Origin of the sequence: Enterobacter sichuanensis (assembly GCF_009036245.1) — a bacterium.
In the GTDB taxonomy this organism is placed as follows: Bacteria; Pseudomonadota; Gammaproteobacteria; order Enterobacterales; family Enterobacteriaceae; genus Enterobacter; species Enterobacter sichuanensis.
Genome location: NZ_CP027986.1, coordinates 2,396,789 through 2,414,076 on the forward strand (window position 1 = coordinate 2,396,789; position 17,288 = coordinate 2,414,076).

The window sequence follows — 17,288 nt, forward strand, 5'->3', positions numbered from 1 at the left end:
TTTATATTCTGTTTATATTATCGCCCTTTCGTAAATACACGTTGTCTGTTATTGACACAAATTGACACCGCTGCGTGATTAGTTCCTTGCAAATACTCACCTTTTTAATAGCACGAAGTGCAATAGTATGTTTCTGTGTATTTCCGCTAACACCTCGGAAATGCCGTAGATTTAGAGCCATAAGACAAGGCTAACAGCGTCTCCATGTGCTGTTTTTGCAAGATAAAGAACGAAAATATCGATAATTACCGTATTTTATAAAACCGCGACGAAACTATACTGATCGCAATAAATCTCCCTGAAAATTGCGCAAATACCCACCAATTCATTCACTATCACGCTCATTAATCCGATCTCGATCACACTAACTGAAATTATTGCTAATAATTTGAAACTTATTATTGAAAGGCGACTACAAGATTTTTAAAAATAACATGCCATTGACGATCAGCCTCGTTTAGAAATCGTTCAAAGTGGCTCAGGAAATACTGAAGAAAATTATAAGGAATATTTAAGATGAAACTTAAATTAGTTGCAGTGGCAGTGACTTCCATGTTGGCAGCAGGCGTTGTAAACGCGGCTGAAGTTTATAACAAAGACGGTAACAAGCTGGATCTGTACGGTAAAGTGACAGGTCTGCACTATTTCTCTGACGATAGCGATAACGACGGCGACAAAACTTACGTTCGTCTGGGCTTCAAAGGCGAAACTCAGATCAACGATCAGCTGACCGGTTACGGCCAGTGGGAATATGAGTTCAAAGGCAATCGTTCTGAATCTCAGGGCTCTGACGGCAACAAAACCCGTCTGGCCTTCGCAGGTCTGAAATTCAACGAATTCGGTTCTTTCGACTACGGTCGTAACTACGGTGTTGCTTACGACATCGGCGCATGGACTGACGTTCTGCCAGAGTTCGGTGGCGATACCTGGACTCAGACTGATGGCTTTATGACTGGCCGTACGACTGGCGTTGCAACCTACCGTAACACCGACTTCTTCGGTCTGGTTGACGGTCTGAACGTTGCCGCTCAGTACCAGGGTAAAAACGACCGTAATGACATCACCGAAGCGAACGGTGACGGCTGGGGTCTGTCTTCTACCTATGAAATGGACGGCTTCGGTGTGGGTGCAACCTACGCGAAATCTGACCGTACTGACCGTCAGGTTGCTGCAGGTCGCGTTGCAAACACCGTTAACGCTGGCGGTGAAAACGCAGAAGTATGGGCTGCTGGCCTGAAATACGATGCGAACAACATCTACCTGGCAACCACCTACTCTGAAACCCGCAACATGACCAACTTCGGTGATGGTTATATCGCGAACAAAGCACAGAACTTTGAAGTTGTTGCTCAGTACCAGTTCGACTTCGGCCTGCGTCCATCCATCGCTTACCTGAAATCCAAAGGTAAAGACCTGGGTTCATACGGCGACCAGGATCTGGTTGAATACGTTGACGTTGGCGCGAGCTACTACTTCAACAAAAACATGTCTACCTATGTTGATTACAAAATCAACCTGGTTGACGACAACAGCTTCACCAAAGCAACTGGCGTAGCGACCGATAACATCGTCGCTGTAGGTCTGACCTACCAGTTCTAAGATATGCCACGCCAGAAAGCCAGCCCATGTGGCTGGCTTTTTTTATACGGATTTCTGGCGTCAAAAAGGAGTACGCCATGCATATTTTCAAAGGACGCTGCTTGTGCGGAATGAGTCAATTCAGCGTGAGCCTCAACAATTTCGACGTGGTCGCCTGCCACTGTACGCAATGCCAGAAGTGGTCCGGGGGGATCGCCATGTATGTGGAGGCGTCGGGCCAGCCGCTTGTCGAGCAGGACTCCATCGCCCCTTCTCATTTCAGTTCATCGGATCGTGGGGAGCGCGGGTTTTGCCCCGGCTGCGGCTGCCCACTGTGGTTCAAACTGACTTCAGCTTCGCGCTATTTCATTCCCTGGACACTGCTTGAGATGAGCGAAGATGAGCGACGTCGGCTGGTGCTGGCAGCAGAAATCTATACCGAAACCCAACCGGCGTTTTTTGGTCTGACCGGGCAATACGCGCGCTACACCGGCGCAGAAATTGAAGCGCTGGATAAACACTGCCTGCTTACGCTGTAACAGGATGAACACCGGCTTCCCGACGAAGCCAGTTTTGCAGCAGCTTACCGTCCTCGGTCATCTCTGAATCTGAACGCACGCAGAGGTAATAGTCGCGCCCGTCATCAATGGGTAAGTCAAGGATCTTCACCAGTTCACCGCTCTCAAGATACGGTGCAATCAGGGGTTCACGCATTAACGCGCAACCCAGCCCGGCCTGCACGCCCGCCAGCGTCAACAGCCCGTCCTCGAACAGAGGGCCGCTGCGCCGGAGAGGACGTTTTACCCCCTGCAACTGAAACCACTGCGGCCAGCTGGTTCGCTCCTCATCGTGCAGCAGTGGCATTTGCAGCAGCTGTTCAGGCGTGTCGATATGGCCGTGGATGCGCAAAAATGCGCGGCTGCACACCGGTACCATCTGTCCGGAAATCAGCTTTTCACTCTGATAACCCGCCCACTGACCGTTGCCAAAACGAATCGACATATCCGACGCATCGCTCAGATAGTTGCGATGGTTGGCATACACCACGTTAATTTCGGTTTGCGGATTGGCGCGCATAAAAGCGGGCAACCGCGGAATAAACCACCCCATACCAAAAAGCGGGATCAGGCTGATAGTGACCTGTCGCGTTTGCGCCTGCTCTGCCAGGTGCTCCGTCGCCTGACGCAACACGTTAAAGGCCGCCCGGATTGAACGGTAATATTCACGTCCGTGCTGACTTAACACCAGCCTGCGCCCCTGACGCTCCGTCAGCGGCATTTGCAGATACCCTTCGAGCACCCTGAGCTGATGGCTCACGGCTGATGGTGAGATCGCCAGCTCCTGCGCGGCCAGCGTGACGCTGCCCAGCCGGGCGATGGCTTCAAACGCGCGCACAGCCCGAAGCGGCGGGTCGTTCGCCAGACGACTTTCTGCATACGCCGGGAGAACGGTCAATTGTTCTGTTTTATTCATATGTTGATTTCTTTACGCTTTTCTGCCGAAAGTAGGGATTTACTATATTTTTACAAATCATATAGATAACGAAATACCGGTTTATCATAAGAAATAATATATGTGTATTTTACAATTTAATTCATTTATCGGAAGGTAGCCGCAGAAAGAGCACTTTGCGGGTACAGACGTTGGACACACTCATACAACAATTGATCAACGGTGTGATGCTGGGAAGCATTTACGCGCTGATCGCGCTGGGCTATACCATGGTGTATGGCATTTTGCGCATTATTAACTTTGCTCACGGCGATATTCTGATGGTCGGTGCGCTCACCACGCTCTCCGCCATTAACGCCCTGAATGCCACCTTCCCTCATATGCCGCTGCTGCTGCAGCTTGGCCTGGCTCTGGCGATTGCCATGGTCGTCTGCGCCCTGCTGGCCATGGCCGTGGAACGTTTTGCCTATCGCCGACTGCGCAACGCCCCGCGCCTGGCGCCGCTGATCTCCGGTATCGGCGTCTCGGTCCTGCTGCAAACCGTGGCAATGATTATCTGGACGCGCAACCCATTAATGTTCCCGCAGATCCTGCCCATGGCCCCCATTGCCGTTACCTCGGGAAGCGAACTGCATCCGCCTGCGATTGTGACCGTCACCGGCATTGTCACCGTGGCGCTGGCGCTTGCAGTGATGACCGGGCTGTGGCTGCTGGTGGAATACACTCGCCTGGGTCGTGGCATGCGCGCCGTGGCGGAAAACCCGCGCGTGGCCACGCTGATGGGGGTTAACCCAAACACCATTATCACCCTGACGTTTGCCATTGGTGGCGCGTTTGCCGCGCTGGCTGGCGTGATGATGGCCAGCAACTACGGCAACGCCAGTTTCTCGATGGGCTTTTTACCTGGAATCAAAGCCTTTACTGCCGCCGTACTGGGGGGCATTGGTAACATTCGTGGCGCCATGATTGGCGGGATCCTGCTCGGCATTATCGAAGCGCTGGGCGCGGGCTATCTGGGTGAGCTGACCCACGGCGTGTTTGGCAGCAATTACCAGGATGTCTTTGCGTTCATCGTGCTGATCCTGGTGCTGGTCTTCCGTCCGGCAGGCCTGCTGGGCGAGCGCGTGGCAAACAGAGCGTAAGGGGCACTATGACAACTCTTCAACTCCAGGCTCCGGCGACCTCGCGAAAGTTCTGGTCCGGCATGACGTTATTCTGCCTCGCGCTGCTGATTGCGCCCGTGGTGGCCACGCAGCTCGGCGGCAACTACTGGGTGCGCGTTATCGACTTCGCCCTGCTCTACATCATGCTGGCGCTGGGACTTAACATTGTGGTCGGCTACACCGGCCTGCTGGACATGGGCTTTATCGCCTTTTACGCGGTCGGGGCCTACCTCGCGGCGCTGATGGCGTCGCCACACTTGCTGGAGGTATTCCCGATCCTCGGCATCTGGTTCCCGGACGGGCTGCACACCTCTTACCTGCTCATTATTCCGCTGGCCGCACTGGTTGCGGCCGTCTGCGGCATTTTACTGGGTGCCCCCACGCTGAAGCTGCGTGGCGACTATCTGGCGATAGTGACCCTCGGCTTTGGGGAGATTATCCGCATCCTGATGCGTAACCTCGACCGTCCGGTGAACATCACTAACGGTGCAAAGGGCATTACCGGGGTGGACACGCTGAACCTGTTCGGCCTGAAGTTCAGCGGCGTATACCACTGGTTTGGCGTCAAGGTGCCCGCGCTTTGGCTGTGGTACTACCTGCTGATGCTGGTGATTGTGGCGATCATTTTCGTCTGCCTGCGTCTGCAGCATTCCCGTATCGGCCGCGCCTGGCACGCCATCCGTGAAGATGAGGATGTGGCCCGCGCGATGGGGATCAACGTGCGTAACTATAAGCTGCTGGCCTTTGCGATGGGCGCCTCTTTTGGCGGCGTGGCGGGCGCACTGTTCGGCGCGTTTCAGGGCTTTGTCTCCCCGGAGTCCTTCACGTTGCAGGAATCCATCGCCGTGCTGGCGATGGTGGTGCTGGGCGGTATGGGACACATTCCGGGGGTGATCCTCGGCGCGATACTGCTCACCGCCCTGCCGGAACTGCTGCGCAGCCAGGCGGCTCCGGTGCAGCAGGCGCTGTTCGGTACGGTGCTGATAGACCCGGAAGTATTGCGTCAGCTGTTCTACGGCCTGGCATTGGTGCTGGTGATGCTGGTGCGTCCTGCCGGCATCTGGCCGGTGCGCCACAAGGAGTTAAAGGCATGAGTCTGTTAACCGTTCGCAACATGTCAAAACGCTTCGGCGGGTTGACGGCCGTGGATGATGTTTCAATCACCGTGGACAAGGGCGAGATCTATGGTCTGATCGGCCCCAACGGGGCCGGGAAAACCACCTGCTTTAACCTGATCACCGGGCTGTATCCGGCGGACAGCGGTGAGTTTTCGATTGCCGGTAAGCCCTATTTCCCGAAGCACATTGAGAAAGTCACTGCCGCCGGAATTGCGCGCACCTTCCAGAACGTGCGCCTCTTTAACGATATGTCGGTGCTGGAAAACGTGATGGTGGGCCGCCACGTGCGCACCCGTAACGGTCTGTGGGCCGCCCTGAGCCGCCACAAGCGCGCCCGCGCGGAAGAGCGGCAGACCCGCGAGCAGGCGTGGCACTGGCTGGACTATACCGGCATTGCGCAGTTCGCCCACTATCGCGCCTGCGATCTGGCCTATGGTCACCAGCGCCGTCTTGAAATCGCCCGCGCGCTGGCAACGGATCCGCTTCTGCTGGCGTTGGATGAGCCCGCCGCCGGGATGAACGCGGCGGAAAAAGTGGCCCTCGGCGAGCTGCTCATCCGCATACGCGATGACGGCAAAACCCTTTTGATGATTGAGCATGACGTCAAGCTGGTGATGAATATCTGCGATCGTCTGACGGTGCTGGATTACGGCAAAACGCTTGCCTGCGGCACGCCGGAAAGCGTGCGCCGCGACCCTCTTGTGATCGCCGCCTGGCTTGGAGGTAGCGCCCATGTCTGAACTCCTGAAAGTCGAAGGTCTGGACGTGCATTACGGCGGTATTCAGGCCGTACGCGGCGTCTCCTTTACCCTGCACGAGGGTGAACAGGCTACGCTCATCGGCGCTAACGGCGCAGGGAAAAGTTCCACCGTGCGCGCCATTACCGGGCTGGAACACTTTGGCGGCAGCATTGAATTCAACGGTAAAGCGGTACGCAAACAGCGCCCTGACACCTTGCTGCGCGACGGGCTGGTGATGGTCCCGGAGGGCCGCGGGATCTTCTCCCGCATGACGGTTCTGGAAAATCTGCAGATGGGGGCCTGGTTCAGGCGTGACACTGTCACGATAAAGCAGGAGCTGGCGGCGATTTTCGAGCGTTTCCCCCGTCTTGGCGAACGACAGCACCAGCTCGCCGGGCTGCTTTCCGGCGGTGAACAACAGCTGCTGGCCCTGAACCGCGCCCTGCTCAGCCAGCCGCGCCTGCTGATCCTCGACGAACCGTCGATGGGCCTTGCTCCGAAGATGGTCGAGAATATTTTTGCCGTTATTGCCAGCCTGCGCGAGCGCGGGGTTGCCCTGCTGCTGATCGAACAAAACGCCCGCCTGGCGCTGGAAGTGACCGACAGCGCGTGGGTGATGGACAGCGGCAGCATCGTTCATCATGGCGAATCGAAAGCGCTGCTTGATGACGACCAGATTGCACAGATTTATCTGGGCGAAATGCCCGTTTAACAACACCAGCCAACACCAGGGAAATACAATGAAAACAGTAAAAATCAGTGCGCTAAGCGCCGCTATTCTGCTCGGTGGGTTCGCCTCAACGGCCACCAGAGCCACTGAGGGTGAAACCGTGGTTATCGGTCTGGCGGGCCCGCTCACCGGCCCGTCTGCCCGTATCGGTAAAGATCTGGAGAATGGCGCGCAGCTGGCAATCGATGACATCAACAAACAGCACCCGACCATCGGCGGCAAAGCGGTGACTTTCAGGCTGCAGTCCGAAGACGATCAGTCCGACCCGCGCACCGCGGTTGCCGTGGCGCAGCGTCTGGTGGACAGCGGCGTGGCGGGCGTGGTCGGCCACTGGAACACCGGTACCAGCATTCCGGCGGCACGCGTCTATCATGATGCCGGCATCGCACAGGTGGCACCGGTCGCGACCGGTCATGCCTATACACAACAGGGTTTTGATACCAGCTTCCGCGTGATGGGCCACGATGACGACGGCGGCCAGCTTGCCGGACAGTACGTGGTGAACACCCTGAAAGCCAAACGCATTGCGGTGATCGACGACCGTACCGCCTTTGGTCAGGGTCTGGCAGACCAGTTTATTAAATCGCTTGAAGCACAGGGCGTGAAGATTGTCGATCGTCAGTACGTGGATGACAAAACGGTCGATTTCAGCGCCGTACTGACTGCCATTCGCAGTAAAAATGCCGATCTGATCTTCTTCGGCGGTGTCGACAGCCAGGCCGCACCGCTGGCGCGCCGCATCAAACAGCTGGGCATGAAGGCCACGCTGATGGGCGCAGGCGGATTCGTCAGCCAGACGTTCCTGCAGCTGGCGCAAAAAGAGGGGGAAGGCGTGGTCGCCCTGGAGCCGGGTCTGCCCGTTGACCAGATGCCGGGTGGTAAAGCGTTCGAGCAGGCGTATCAGTCCCGCTACCACACCCATATCGAACTGCACGCCCCGTTCGCCTATGACGCTACCCGCGTGCTGGTGGCGGCGATGGAAAAAGCAAACTCCGTTGAGCCGTCCGCCTATCTGCCTGCCCTGCGCGCCATTAGCTACTCCGGTGTCACCGGTCAGATTGCGTTTGATAAAGAGGGCAACCTGAAATCGCCGTCGTTCACGGTCTACAAGGTTGTCGACGGCAAATGGCAGCCGCAGACCGTGCTGGGCGGCGCAAAAGCGAAGTAACGCAGCGAGGCAATGTGATGAGTGATAATAACGAGCTGGGCATTCTCGCCCGCCGCAAAATTGAAGCTGAAATTATTAAGCCAATTTATGAAATCCTGGTGCGCGAGATAGGGAAAACCCGCGCCCAGGCGGTGATTGGCGAGGCCATTGAGCAGGCGGCGATTGACGCGGGCAAAGCGTTTGCCAGCAAAGAGCCCAACGGCACGGATGTGAAGAGCTTTATCGCCCTGCAGTATCTGTGGGAAAAAGATAACGCCCTCGACGTGAAGGTGATCGACGCCGACGACCAGCAGTACAACTACAACGTGACCCGCTGCCGCTACGCGGAGATGTATCACGAGATGGGGCTGGGCGAAATCGGTCACCTGCTCTCCTGCGCACGCGATGAAAAATTCATCGTCGGCTATGCGCCGGACGTGAAGCTGACCCGTACCACCACCATCATGCAGGGCGGCGCATGCTGTGATTTCCGCTACCGCAGCACTAAGGACAAGCCATGATCCGCGTCAACGCCGAACGGCTCTGGTCAACGCTTGCGATGATGGCGCAGATCGGCGGGACGCCCGCCGGTGGCGTGACCCGTCTGGCGCTGAGCGAGGAAGATCGTATTGCGCGTAACCTGCTGCGCGACTGGGCGCTGGACGCCGGATTTACCTGCGACGTCGACCGCATGGGCAACATGTTTATCCGCCGTGCGGGGAAAAACCGCGAGCTTGCGCCGGTCATGACCGGATCGCACGTGGATACCCAGCCGCTCGGCGGCAACTACGACGGGGTTTACGGCGTGCTGGCCGGGCTGGAGCTGCTACGTACCCTCAATGATCATCGCGTTGAGACGGAGCGTGACATGGTGCTGGTGAACTGGACCAACGAAGAAGGTGCCCGCTTTGCGCCAGCCATGCTCGCCTCAGGCGTCTGGGCCGGCCAGCTTACCGAGGCATTTGCTTACGCCCGAATGGACAGCAAACGCGTGACCTTTCGCGAGGCGCTGGAAGAGATTGGCTATCGTGGAGACATACCGGCCTGCGCGTTTCCGGTTCACGCCTGCTATGAGCTGCATATCGAACAGGGCCCGATTCTGGAAGATGAAGGTCTGGATATCGGGCTCGTCCGCGCCGCCATGGGCCAGCGCTGGTTTACCCTGACGCTGGACGGATTTGCCGCCCACGCCGGAACGACGCCAATGCACAGCCGTCGTGACGCGCTGACCGCCTTCGCGGAGCTGGCGCTGAAGGTGGAAGAGATTGGCTATCGGCATGCGCCAGACGGACGCGCGACGATCGGTATGGCGCAGGTTACGCCGAACTCGCGAAACGTCGTGCCCTCTCGTGTGGTATGCAGCGTGGAGTTTCGCCATCCTTCGCAGGCGGCACTGGAAGCCATGGAAGCGGCGCTGCATAAAGTGGCTGAAAGCCTCACCCTGCGCGGCGTGACGGCTGCCGTTGAGCGCATTTTTGATTATGCGCCGATTGCGTTTGATGCCACATGCCTGGCGCGTACGGAGAAGGCGGTGGCCGAACTGGGCTATTCGTCGAAACCGATGGTCTCTGGCGCGGGGCATGACACCTGCTATGTCAGTAAAGTCGCGCCTGCCGGCATGATTTTCATCCCCTGTGTAAAGGGCATCAGCCATAACGAAGCAGAGAGGATCCTGCCGGAATGGTCAGAGAAAGGGGCAAACGTGCTGCTGCACAGCGTGCTGGCCGCCGCACAGGAAAAATAAGCCGGGTGCTTACCCGGCTTACGAAACCTCGCCCGCACGCCCGGTAAGCGCAGCGCCACCGGGTGTGTTTCAGGACTTCGGCACCTTCGCCAGGCTAAACCAGATCCCCACGGCCAGCAACAACAGCATACCTCCCGCACTGCCCAGCGCCACGCTGTGCGAGGTGATAAATGCGCTTTTTGCCGCCTCAATCACCGATTCTGCCAGAGGCGGCGTCAGCTCCTGCGCCACCTTCATCGCTTCACCAATAGACGACGCGGCTTTATCGACCAGAGAAGCGTGCAGCCCCTCCGGCAGCTCAATCGACGCCGAGAAGCTGCGGGTCAACAGCAGGCCAAAAATGGCGATCCCCAGCCCGGCCCCCAGCTCATAGGACATGGTTTCAATCGCCCCTGCGGCAGCGGCCTTCTCTTTCGGCGCGGCAGCCATAATGGCGGAGGTCGAGGCCAGCAGTGCGCTGGCGGCACTGAAGCCAAGCAGCACCATCAGCCCCCACGCCTGCCACTGCTGCGTGCTGAAGTCGAGCATCGACAGGCCGATAAAGCTGACGGCGCTGAGCCCCATACCGCCAGCCGCGACAATACGCAGCCCTAAACGTCCGACCAGGAAGCCTGCTATCGGTCCGCTGAATCCGCTGGCGACCATCACCGGCAGCATGAACATCCCCGCTTCAAACGGCGTGAAGCCGTGAACAAACTGCAGCTCCTGAGCCATCAATAGCTCAAACCCGACCAGGGCAATCATGGCGGTCATCGCCATCACGACGCCGCTCAGAATGATGCGGTGGCAGAACAGGCGCATGTCGATCATTGGCACGCGGGCGCGAAGCTGAATACGCACGAAGACAAACAGCAGCACCGAGCCAGCAACCAGCGCACTGACAACCAGCCACGGCGAGAGCACACCTTTAAGCGCGGTTTTGGCGCTGTAGACCAGCAGCAAAATCGCCACAATCAGCATGATTGCATGGCTAATATTGAGGGGTTGCTCCGGACGCCCCTGCTGACGGGGTACAAAACGCGCCGCCAGCGAAACCACCACCAGAACGATCGGGACGTTGATCAGGAATACCGATCCCCAGTAAAAATGCTCAAGCAGCATACCGCCGATCAGCGGACCGAACGCCGCACCACCGGACCCCACCGCCGCCCAGACGCCAAGCGCAATGTTACGATCACGCGTATCGACAAACAGCGTACGGATCCCGGCAAGCGTAGCCGGAATGATCATCGCCGCGCCGATGGCCAGCGAGGCGCGGGCCGCAATCAGCCACCCTGCCGACGGGGCAAACGCGGCCGCCAGGGACGACAGGCCAAACAGCGTACTGCCCATCATCAGCAGGCGTTTAAAACCAATCCGATCGCCCAGGGCACCCATCGGCAGCACCATTCCCGCCATCACCAGCGAGTAAATATCAATGATCCACAGCAATTCATTGCCGCTGGCGCCCAGCGTCATGCTCAATGTCGGCGCCGCCACATGCAGCACCGTCGCGTCGATCGCCACCGGGATATACACCAGCACGATAATCACTAACGCTAACCACTGACCAAACATAAATTTCCTTTTCATTGCAAATATGGACACATGTCCAGAATGCGATCCTACGGAAAGTTGAACGCGTGTCCAGCTTTTTGTTACACTCGTTTCGTTCCCATTGAGAGTGAGTCAACATGCGATATCTGAGCAAGGATGAACGGCGGGAAGCCATCTTACAGGCCGCCATGCGCGTGGCGCTGGCTGAAGGACTGACGGCCATGACGGTACGCCGCATTGCGGCTGAAGCCGGGGTCGCGACCGGACAGGTTCACCATCATTTTACCTCCGGTGGGGAGCTAAAATCGCTGGCCTTCGTTCGCCTGATCCGTGCGTTACTGGATGCCGACGTGGTGGGTGAAAACGCCAGCTGGCGGGAGCGGCTGCACGCTATGCTCGGCAGCGATGATGGCGGGTTTGAGCCCTATATTCGCCTGTGGCGGGAAGCGCAGCTCCTGGCCAGCCGCGACGCTGACATTAAAAGCGCCTATGTGATGACCATGGAGATGTGGCATCAGGAGACCGTGGCGATTATCCGCGCCGGGGCGGAGGCCAACGCGTTTACGCTTACCGATCGGCCGGAAAATATTGCCTGGAGGTTGATCGGGCTGGTGTGTGGTCTTGACGGGATGTATGTCCTGAATATGCCTGAGATGGATGACGCGGCGTTTAATCAGCATCTCGACAAGCTGATCTCCCTCGAATTGGGTTAATACGCCTGAAGGACGGGCTGGGCAACCTGGGCGCGTGATGCAGCTGATCGCCGTTGATTTTGTCGGGTGGCGGCTACGCCTTACCCGACCTACGTTCCTCCAGGCCCGGTAAGGCGTAGCCGCCACCGGGCTGAAATCAACTTATTGAACCTCCGGTTAGCAGAGAGAGAATAAATAACAGCAACAACACCGCGACGATCAGCCCGAACGCAAGCAGCACAGCATGAAAGGTAAGCGTTAGCCCTGAGAACAGAAGTGCCCCAGAGATACCCCAACGGCTCTCCTTGCACATTCCTCCGATGAACGAAAGCCCCAGTGCCACAACAGCGAGAATAATCCCGGCGTTAAGAAGAATGCTGTCAATATCAACCTTCGTTTTTTCGATTCGGGCAGCAGGACGCTCTCCCTTTAGCCCCGCAATTACCCCTTGTTTTACAGCCGACACTTTCTCAGCAACAATAACCTCAAGCGCTGGCGGCTTCGGAGAAAACGGTCCGAATGAAAACTGAACGATTGAGAGAATGAGTGCAATTCCCCCCAGAAACATTCCCAATGAACTGAATTTATTTCGTAATACGATTTCCATATCAACATGCCTTCGAGTAATGCCGCCGCGTGGACTGTAGGCCCGGTAAGGCGTAGCCGCCACCGGGCGATTAATACTGCAGCATACCGTGCTGCATCAGGAAACCCCACCACGGTATGCCGAGGAACATATGGACTAAAAACGTGCCCAGCGCCACGATTGTGCCGATTGTCCACCATGACTTAATGTCGTTATAGCCGGAGGCGAAGATAATTGGCCCTGCCGCGCCACCATAGTGGGTGATACAGCCACCATACGAGTTGGAAAACAGAATGGCAAGCGCCAGCAGTACGGGCGCCGTGCCGGTGACCAGACCCACGGTGGCGAAGACCGGCACCATGGCCGCCACGTAGGCCCCGCCGGAGGCGAAGAAATAGCGAACCAGTACGCTGAGAAACACGATAATCACGATGGTCATATTACCGGCGCTGAGGAAATCCAGATGCGCTGACAGGAAATCAGCCAGCCAGCGGAAAAAGCCCTCTTTGCTCAGGGTGGCGCTCAGACCAATGATGCCTCCGTACCACATCAGGGTATTCCAGCCACCTTTATTTTTCTGAACATCACTCCAGCCGATAATATTAAACAGCAGTGCCGCCCCCATCGCGATAATGGCGACAGCAGATTCATTCAGTCCAAGATGGCGAGAAAAGATCCAACCCAGTAACGCGGCGATAAAAATCACCACCAGCCCTTTCTCTTTGAGACTCATCGCCCCCAGGCTTTTCAGCCCATCAGTCGCAATCGCGACATTATCAATCTTTTTAATTTCCGGCGAGGCGACGCGGTAACAAATATAGGGAATAATACACAGCATCAATAATCCCAGCGGGGCACCCGCCAGCATCCAGCCGATCCAGCTAATATGAATATGAAAAATGTCGGAAATAAGCTGTAGCGCTAATGCGTTCCCGGCAAAACCGGTTAAAAACATATAGCTGGTCGTTTTAGTCACCATATAGACATTGACCATTAAATAACGTCCGGCCTTGCGCGGTGACTCTTGTGGCGTTGACCCCAGCACGGTCGCGATACTGTTAATAATAGGGAAAACCACCCCACCTGCCCGCGCGGTATTTGAGGGGGTGGCGGGTGCCAGCACCAAATCCAGCAAGGCGGTTACATAGCCCAGCCTCAGCGTCGTGCTGCCAAATTTCAGGATAAACCAGTAGGCAAGGCGTTTACCCAGACCGGTGGTGACAAACGCCGCGCTAAGGGTAAAGGCGCTGAACACAAGCCAGGTGGTGCCTGAGGCGTATCCGCTAAGAACATCCATGGATTTCACGGGAGAATCGGGGAATTTGGTCACGGTAAAACAGGTTAATGCGACCGCGACCAGCATGATGACAGGTTCAGGATAGGGTTTAATCACCAGCCCTACGATTGCGGAAAGATAAATGCCTGCCAGGATCCACGCCTCTTTGGTTAATCCATCAGGCGGAGGAATAAATATTGATAATAATATAATAATGGCAAGTAAGATTGTTTTTAAAACATTGGATTTAAGCATATCTCACCCATGAGAAAAGGGTCCCTGAATAGCAGAGACCACTCCTGCGAGAGGTCTCCGCCGGCTAAATAATATTTATCAAACAAATAACAAAGAATTACACGGTAACAATCTGGATATTATCACCTTTTGTGGTTTGATATTCAGCCAGGGTGTCAAAACTGAGATAACGATAGATATTTTCATGGGCGTCATGAAGTTTATCGGTATAGCGAAAATACTCGTCAACGGTGGGCATTTTACCCAGGATGGCCGCAACAGTACTTAATTCAGCCGATGCCAGGAAAACTTTGGCATTTGTTCCCAGTCGATGCGGGAAATTTCGGGTGGACGTTGATACCACGTGACTCCCTTCGCGCACCCTCGCCTGGTTCCCCATACAGAGTGAACAGCCCGCGGGCTCAATGCGCGCGCCCGATTGAATAAACTGATTAAAATAGCCTTCACGAGAGAGTTGTTGGGCATCCATTTTTGTCGGCGGAGCGAGCCACAAACGCGCCTGACTTTCGCTGGCCCCGGCCATGATTGTCCCGGCCGCGCGGAAATGGCCGATATTGGTCATACAGGAGCCAATAAAGACCTCTTCTATCGGCGTGTTGGCCACCTCAGAAAGCAGGCGGGCATCATCCGGATCGTCCGGCGCGCAGACCACCGGTTCGGTGATCTCATTGAGGTCAATCTCAATGACGGCCGCGTATTCCGCATCTGGATCGGCGCAGAGCAGCGACGGGTTAGCCAGCCAGGCCTCAATCTCCGCGATACGACGTTCAAGCGTGGCGGCGTTTTCGTACCCCTGCTGAACCATCCAGCGCAGCAGAGCCGCATTGGAGCGCAGGTATTGCGTCACCTTCTCTTCCGCCAGGCGCATCACGCAGGCGGCAGCGGACCGTTCAGCCGACGCGTCGGCCAGTTCAAACGCCTGCTCTGCACTTAATGCTTCCAGCCCCTCGATTTCAAGGATTCGGCCCGAGAAAACATTGCGCTTATTCTTTTTCTCGACCGTCAGCAGCCCCTGTTTTCTGGCATACAGCGGAATAGCGTGAACAAGATCGCGCAGGGTGATGCCTTTTTGCATCTCACCTTTAAAGCGAACCAGCACCGATTCCGGCATATCCAGCGGCATAATGCCCGTTGCCGCGGCGAACGCCACCAGTCCGGAGCCGCCCGGGAAGGAGATCCCCAGCGGGAAACGGGTATGGGAATCAGCACCGGTGCCTACCGTATCCGGCAGCAGCATGCGGTTTAACCAGGAGTGGATAATGCCGTCACCCGGTTTGAGCGCCACCCCGTTACGGTGGGTGATAAACTGCGGCAGCGTTTCATGCAGCCGAACATCCACCGGCTTTGGATACGCAGAGGTGTGGCAAAAAGACTGCATCACCAGATCGGCTGAAAACGTCAGGCACGCCAGATCGGTCAGCTCATCACGCGTCATCCCGCCGGTGGTATCCTGTGAACCGACTGTCGAAATTTTTGGCTCGCAATACTGTCCGGGACGGATCCCCGCGACGCCGCAGGCTTTACCCACCATCTTCTGGGCCAGCGTAAAACCGGCGGTGGAAGGCGCAGGTGCCGCAGGCTGGCGGAAGACCTCAGAAGGCGCAAGCTTCAGCGATTCCCGCGCTTTCGCCGTCAGGCTGCGTCCGATAATCAACGGGATCCGCCCGCCGGCACGCACTTCATCCAGCAGCACCTCGGTTTTAAGCGTAAAGGTCGTCACCAGACGCTGGCTTTCGGTCTCACGAATTTCGCCTTTCCAGGGATAAAGATCGATCAGCATCCCGGTCGTCAGCGTGGAGACATCCATCTCTACCGGCAAGGCACCGGAATCTTCGAGCGTATTAAAGAAAATGGGGGCGATCTTGCCGCCAAACACAAACCCGCCGTTGCGTTTATTCGGCACGAAAGGAATATCGTTCCCGATGTGCCATAAGATGGAGTTGGTGGCGGATTTACGTGACGATCCGGTTCCCACAACGTCGCCAACATAGACCAGCGGCCAGCCAGCCGCTTTTAATTCTGCCAGCTGGCGCAACGGCCCGCGCGCGCCGGGTTCATCAGGCTCAACCCCTTCCCGGGCGTTACTGAGCATGGAGAGCGCATGCAGCGGAATATCCGGCCGTGACCATGCCTCCGGTGCCGGAGACAAATCGTCAGTATTGGTCTCACCGGGCACCTTAAATACCTTCAGGGTGATTTTTTCAGCCATCGCCGGGCGGCGGGTAAACCATTCGGCATTGGCCCACGCGTGAAGCACCGCTTTCGCATGGACGTTACCGGCCATCGCTTTGGCTTCAACCTGGCTGAATTTTTCGAAAATGAGGATGGTCGTAGAGAGCTGCTGTGCGGCCAGCGGCGCCAGGTCCGGATGGTCAAGCAGCGCAATCAGCGGCTGGACATTATAACCGCCCTGCATGGTACCCAGCAGCGTGGTGGCCGCTTCGGGAGAGAGACCGTTAACACGGTAGTCCTGCAACGCCACCTTAAATAAAAACTCGGCTTTTAACTTTGCCGCAGGATCGACACCCGGTGGGACGCAGTGGGTTAATAAATCGATTAATTGCGGGTGATGTGTCGGCGCATCGTGAAGTAAACGCTGGATCAGCGCCGCTGTCTGTTCCGCTGTTAACGGTTTCGCCGGAATGCCCACCTCCTGGCGGGCTTTCAGGTGCTGAGTGTAATCATCTAACATAGGTTCTCCTGTTAAAGCTAAAGTTGTTCACAAAATTCTGTTAGTCGTTCAAGTCCGTAAGGCCATTCACCGTGGCCAGATTCGGCATTAATATGTCCGGCCTCGCCGATATCGATTAACTGCCCCTTCCAACAGGCAGCCCAGAACTGCGCGCGGGAGAAGCGCATCAGGGGATCGTTTCTGCTGGCAAACATCAGGCAGGGAACCGGTAATGGCGCAGGCTGAATGGCCTCTTCAAGGCCGAAAAACGCGGGCTCTGCCGGTGCGACCATCACCACCCCGGCGACGTTTACCGGTCGCGTTTGCAGCAGCCGACACGACGCCAGCGCACCAAAGCTATGCCCGACGAGGATGGCGGGCAGCGGGCACTGCGCCAGCTCCCGGGTAATGGCGGAGATCCAGTTTTCAATATCGGGCTCGAACCAGTTTTTCTGCTGAATTCGCTTCCAGAAAGGAAAACGTCGCCCCCAGCAGCTTTGCCAGTGATGTTCATCGCTGTCTCTCAGACCCGGCACCAGAACCACGGTATAGACGCTACTGAGCTGCTGGAGGCGTTGTTCAATCATGACGTTTTCCTTT

The 17,288-nt window shown here is 56.7% G+C and carries 16 protein-coding genes; 10 read left to right on the plus strand and 6 right to left on the minus strand.

Annotated features, from left to right (window positions below):
- The first annotated feature begins 516 nt into the window (after positions 1-516).
- Positions 517-1,599: a porin OmpC gene (gene ompC, locus C1N69_RS11560; protein ID WP_025758877.1), complete on the plus strand. Its 1,083-nt coding sequence runs from the start codon at positions 517-519 to the stop codon at positions 1,597-1,599.
- A gap of 77 nt (positions 1,600-1,676) precedes the next feature.
- Positions 1,677-2,117 (plus strand): GFA family protein, encoded by a 441-nt coding sequence (locus C1N69_RS11565; protein WP_025758878.1) that lies wholly within the window; start codon positions 1,677-1,679, stop codon positions 2,115-2,117.
- Here C1N69_RS11565 and C1N69_RS11570 read toward each other — a convergent pair.
- Positions 2,107-3,051, minus strand: a complete 945-nt coding sequence (locus C1N69_RS11570) for a LysR substrate-binding domain-containing protein (RefSeq protein WP_095440613.1) — start codon at positions 3,049-3,051, stop codon at positions 2,107-2,109. The two genes, C1N69_RS11565 and C1N69_RS11570, sit on opposite strands and share 11 nt — an antisense overlap.
- Positions 3,052-3,221: 170 nt before the next feature.
- Between C1N69_RS11570 and C1N69_RS11575 the strand changes: the two genes are divergently transcribed.
- The 7 genes from C1N69_RS11575 to C1N69_RS11605 are packed head-to-tail and all read left to right on the plus strand — an operon-like array spanning position 3,222 to position 9,672.
- Entirely contained in the window at positions 3,222-4,172 is a 951-nt protein-coding gene (locus C1N69_RS11575; protein WP_155031226.1) for a branched-chain amino acid ABC transporter permease, read from the plus strand.
- Between the two features lie 8 nt (positions 4,173-4,180).
- Positions 4,181-5,287, plus strand: a complete 1,107-nt coding sequence (locus tag C1N69_RS11580; RefSeq protein ID WP_059386950.1) for a branched-chain amino acid ABC transporter permease — start codon at positions 4,181-4,183, stop codon at positions 5,285-5,287.
- Complete coding sequence (locus C1N69_RS11585) at positions 5,284-6,051, plus strand: ABC transporter ATP-binding protein (protein WP_047958670.1); 768 nt, start codon at positions 5,284-5,286, stop codon at positions 6,049-6,051. The genes C1N69_RS11580 and C1N69_RS11585 overlap by 4 nt, the downstream gene beginning before the upstream one ends.
- Positions 6,044-6,763, plus strand: coding sequence for an ABC transporter ATP-binding protein (locus tag C1N69_RS11590; RefSeq protein WP_155031227.1), 720 nt, complete (start codon positions 6,044-6,046; stop codon positions 6,761-6,763). Before C1N69_RS11585 ends, C1N69_RS11590 begins: the two co-directional genes overlap by 8 nt.
- Before the next feature lie 28 nt (positions 6,764-6,791).
- The gene (locus C1N69_RS11595) at positions 6,792-7,949 is read left to right on the plus strand and encodes a branched-chain amino acid ABC transporter substrate-binding protein (RefSeq protein WP_155031228.1); all 1,158 of its coding nucleotides are present in this window, start codon (positions 6,792-6,794) and stop codon (positions 7,947-7,949) included.
- A gap of 17 nt (positions 7,950-7,966) precedes the next feature.
- Positions 7,967-8,449, plus strand: coding sequence for an L-2-amino-thiazoline-4-carboxylic acid hydrolase (locus C1N69_RS11600; RefSeq protein ID WP_059386947.1), 483 nt, complete (start codon positions 7,967-7,969; stop codon positions 8,447-8,449).
- Positions 8,446-9,672, plus strand: coding sequence for a Zn-dependent hydrolase (locus C1N69_RS11605; protein WP_155031229.1), 1,227 nt, complete (start codon positions 8,446-8,448; stop codon positions 9,670-9,672). The genes C1N69_RS11600 and C1N69_RS11605 overlap by 4 nt, the downstream gene beginning before the upstream one ends.
- A gap of 69 nt (positions 9,673-9,741) precedes the next feature.
- Here C1N69_RS11605 and C1N69_RS11610 read toward each other — a convergent pair whose 3' ends face one another.
- Entirely contained in the window at positions 9,742-11,229 is a 1,488-nt protein-coding gene (locus C1N69_RS11610) for an MFS transporter (protein WP_155031230.1), read from the minus strand.
- A 116-nt stretch (positions 11,230-11,345) separates the two neighbouring features.
- On the opposite strand from C1N69_RS11610, the gene C1N69_RS11615 reads away from it, so the two are divergent.
- Positions 11,346-11,921: a TetR family transcriptional regulator gene (locus tag C1N69_RS11615; RefSeq protein ID WP_155031231.1), complete on the plus strand. Its 576-nt coding sequence runs from the start codon at positions 11,346-11,348 to the stop codon at positions 11,919-11,921.
- A 136-nt stretch (positions 11,922-12,057) separates the two neighbouring features.
- On the opposite strand, the gene C1N69_RS11620 is transcribed toward C1N69_RS11615, so the two are convergent.
- From C1N69_RS11620 to C1N69_RS11635, 4 genes are all read right to left on the minus strand, one after another.
- The gene (locus tag C1N69_RS11620) at positions 12,058-12,507 is read right to left on the minus strand and encodes a hypothetical protein (protein ID WP_104557752.1); all 450 of its coding nucleotides are present in this window, start codon (positions 12,505-12,507) and stop codon (positions 12,058-12,060) included.
- A 70-nt stretch (positions 12,508-12,577) separates the two neighbouring features.
- On the minus strand, positions 12,578-14,017 hold the full coding sequence (locus C1N69_RS11625) for an anion permease (protein WP_025758891.1): 1,440 nt from the start codon (positions 14,015-14,017) through the stop codon (positions 12,578-12,580).
- Between the two features lie 97 nt (positions 14,018-14,114).
- Positions 14,115-16,709: a bifunctional aconitate hydratase 2/2-methylisocitrate dehydratase gene (gene acnB / locus C1N69_RS11630; RefSeq protein WP_155031232.1), complete on the minus strand. Its 2,595-nt coding sequence runs from the start codon at positions 16,707-16,709 to the stop codon at positions 14,115-14,117.
- A gap of 17 nt (positions 16,710-16,726) precedes the next feature.
- Positions 16,727-17,275, minus strand: coding sequence for an RBBP9/YdeN family alpha/beta hydrolase (locus C1N69_RS11635; protein ID WP_155031233.1), 549 nt, complete (start codon positions 17,273-17,275; stop codon positions 16,727-16,729).
- Positions 17,276-17,288: the final 13 nt, after the last annotated feature.

Excerpts from the sequence above, each read along its gene's own strand:
- ompC (WP_025758877.1), top strand. The coding sequence starts at position 517 with ATGAAACTTAAATTAGTTGCAGTGGCAGTGACTTCCATGTTGGCAGCA.
- C1N69_RS11565 (WP_025758878.1), top strand. The coding sequence starts at position 1,677 with ATGCATATTTTCAAAGGACGCTGCTTGTGCGGAATGAGTCAATTCAGC.
- C1N69_RS11570 (WP_095440613.1), bottom strand. The coding sequence starts at position 3,051 with ATGAATAAAACAGAACAATTGACCGTTCTCCCGGCGTATGCAGAAAGT.
- C1N69_RS11580 (WP_059386950.1), top strand. The coding sequence starts at position 4,181 with ATGACAACTCTTCAACTCCAGGCTCCGGCGACCTCGCGAAAGTTCTGG.
- C1N69_RS11585 (WP_047958670.1), top strand. The coding sequence starts at position 5,284 with ATGAGTCTGTTAACCGTTCGCAACATGTCAAAACGCTTCGGCGGGTTG.
- C1N69_RS11590 (WP_155031227.1), top strand. The coding sequence starts at position 6,044 with ATGTCTGAACTCCTGAAAGTCGAAGGTCTGGACGTGCATTACGGCGGT.
- C1N69_RS11595 (WP_155031228.1), top strand. The coding sequence starts at position 6,792 with ATGAAAACAGTAAAAATCAGTGCGCTAAGCGCCGCTATTCTGCTCGGT.
- C1N69_RS11600 (WP_059386947.1), top strand. The coding sequence starts at position 7,967 with ATGAGTGATAATAACGAGCTGGGCATTCTCGCCCGCCGCAAAATTGAA.
- C1N69_RS11605 (WP_155031229.1), top strand. The coding sequence starts at position 8,446 with ATGATCCGCGTCAACGCCGAACGGCTCTGGTCAACGCTTGCGATGATG.
- C1N69_RS11610 (WP_155031230.1), bottom strand. The coding sequence starts at position 11,229 with ATGTTTGGTCAGTGGTTAGCGTTAGTGATTATCGTGCTGGTGTATATC.
- C1N69_RS11615 (WP_155031231.1), top strand. The coding sequence starts at position 11,346 with ATGCGATATCTGAGCAAGGATGAACGGCGGGAAGCCATCTTACAGGCC.
- C1N69_RS11620 (WP_104557752.1), bottom strand. The coding sequence starts at position 12,507 with ATGGAAATCGTATTACGAAATAAATTCAGTTCATTGGGAATGTTTCTG.
- C1N69_RS11625 (WP_025758891.1), bottom strand. The coding sequence starts at position 14,017 with ATGCTTAAATCCAATGTTTTAAAAACAATCTTACTTGCCATTATTATA.
- acnB (WP_155031232.1), bottom strand. The coding sequence starts at position 16,709 with ATGTTAGATGATTACACTCAGCACCTGAAAGCCCGCCAGGAGGTGGGC.
- C1N69_RS11635 (WP_155031233.1), bottom strand. The coding sequence starts at position 17,275 with ATGATTGAACAACGCCTCCAGCAGCTCAGTAGCGTCTATACCGTGGTT.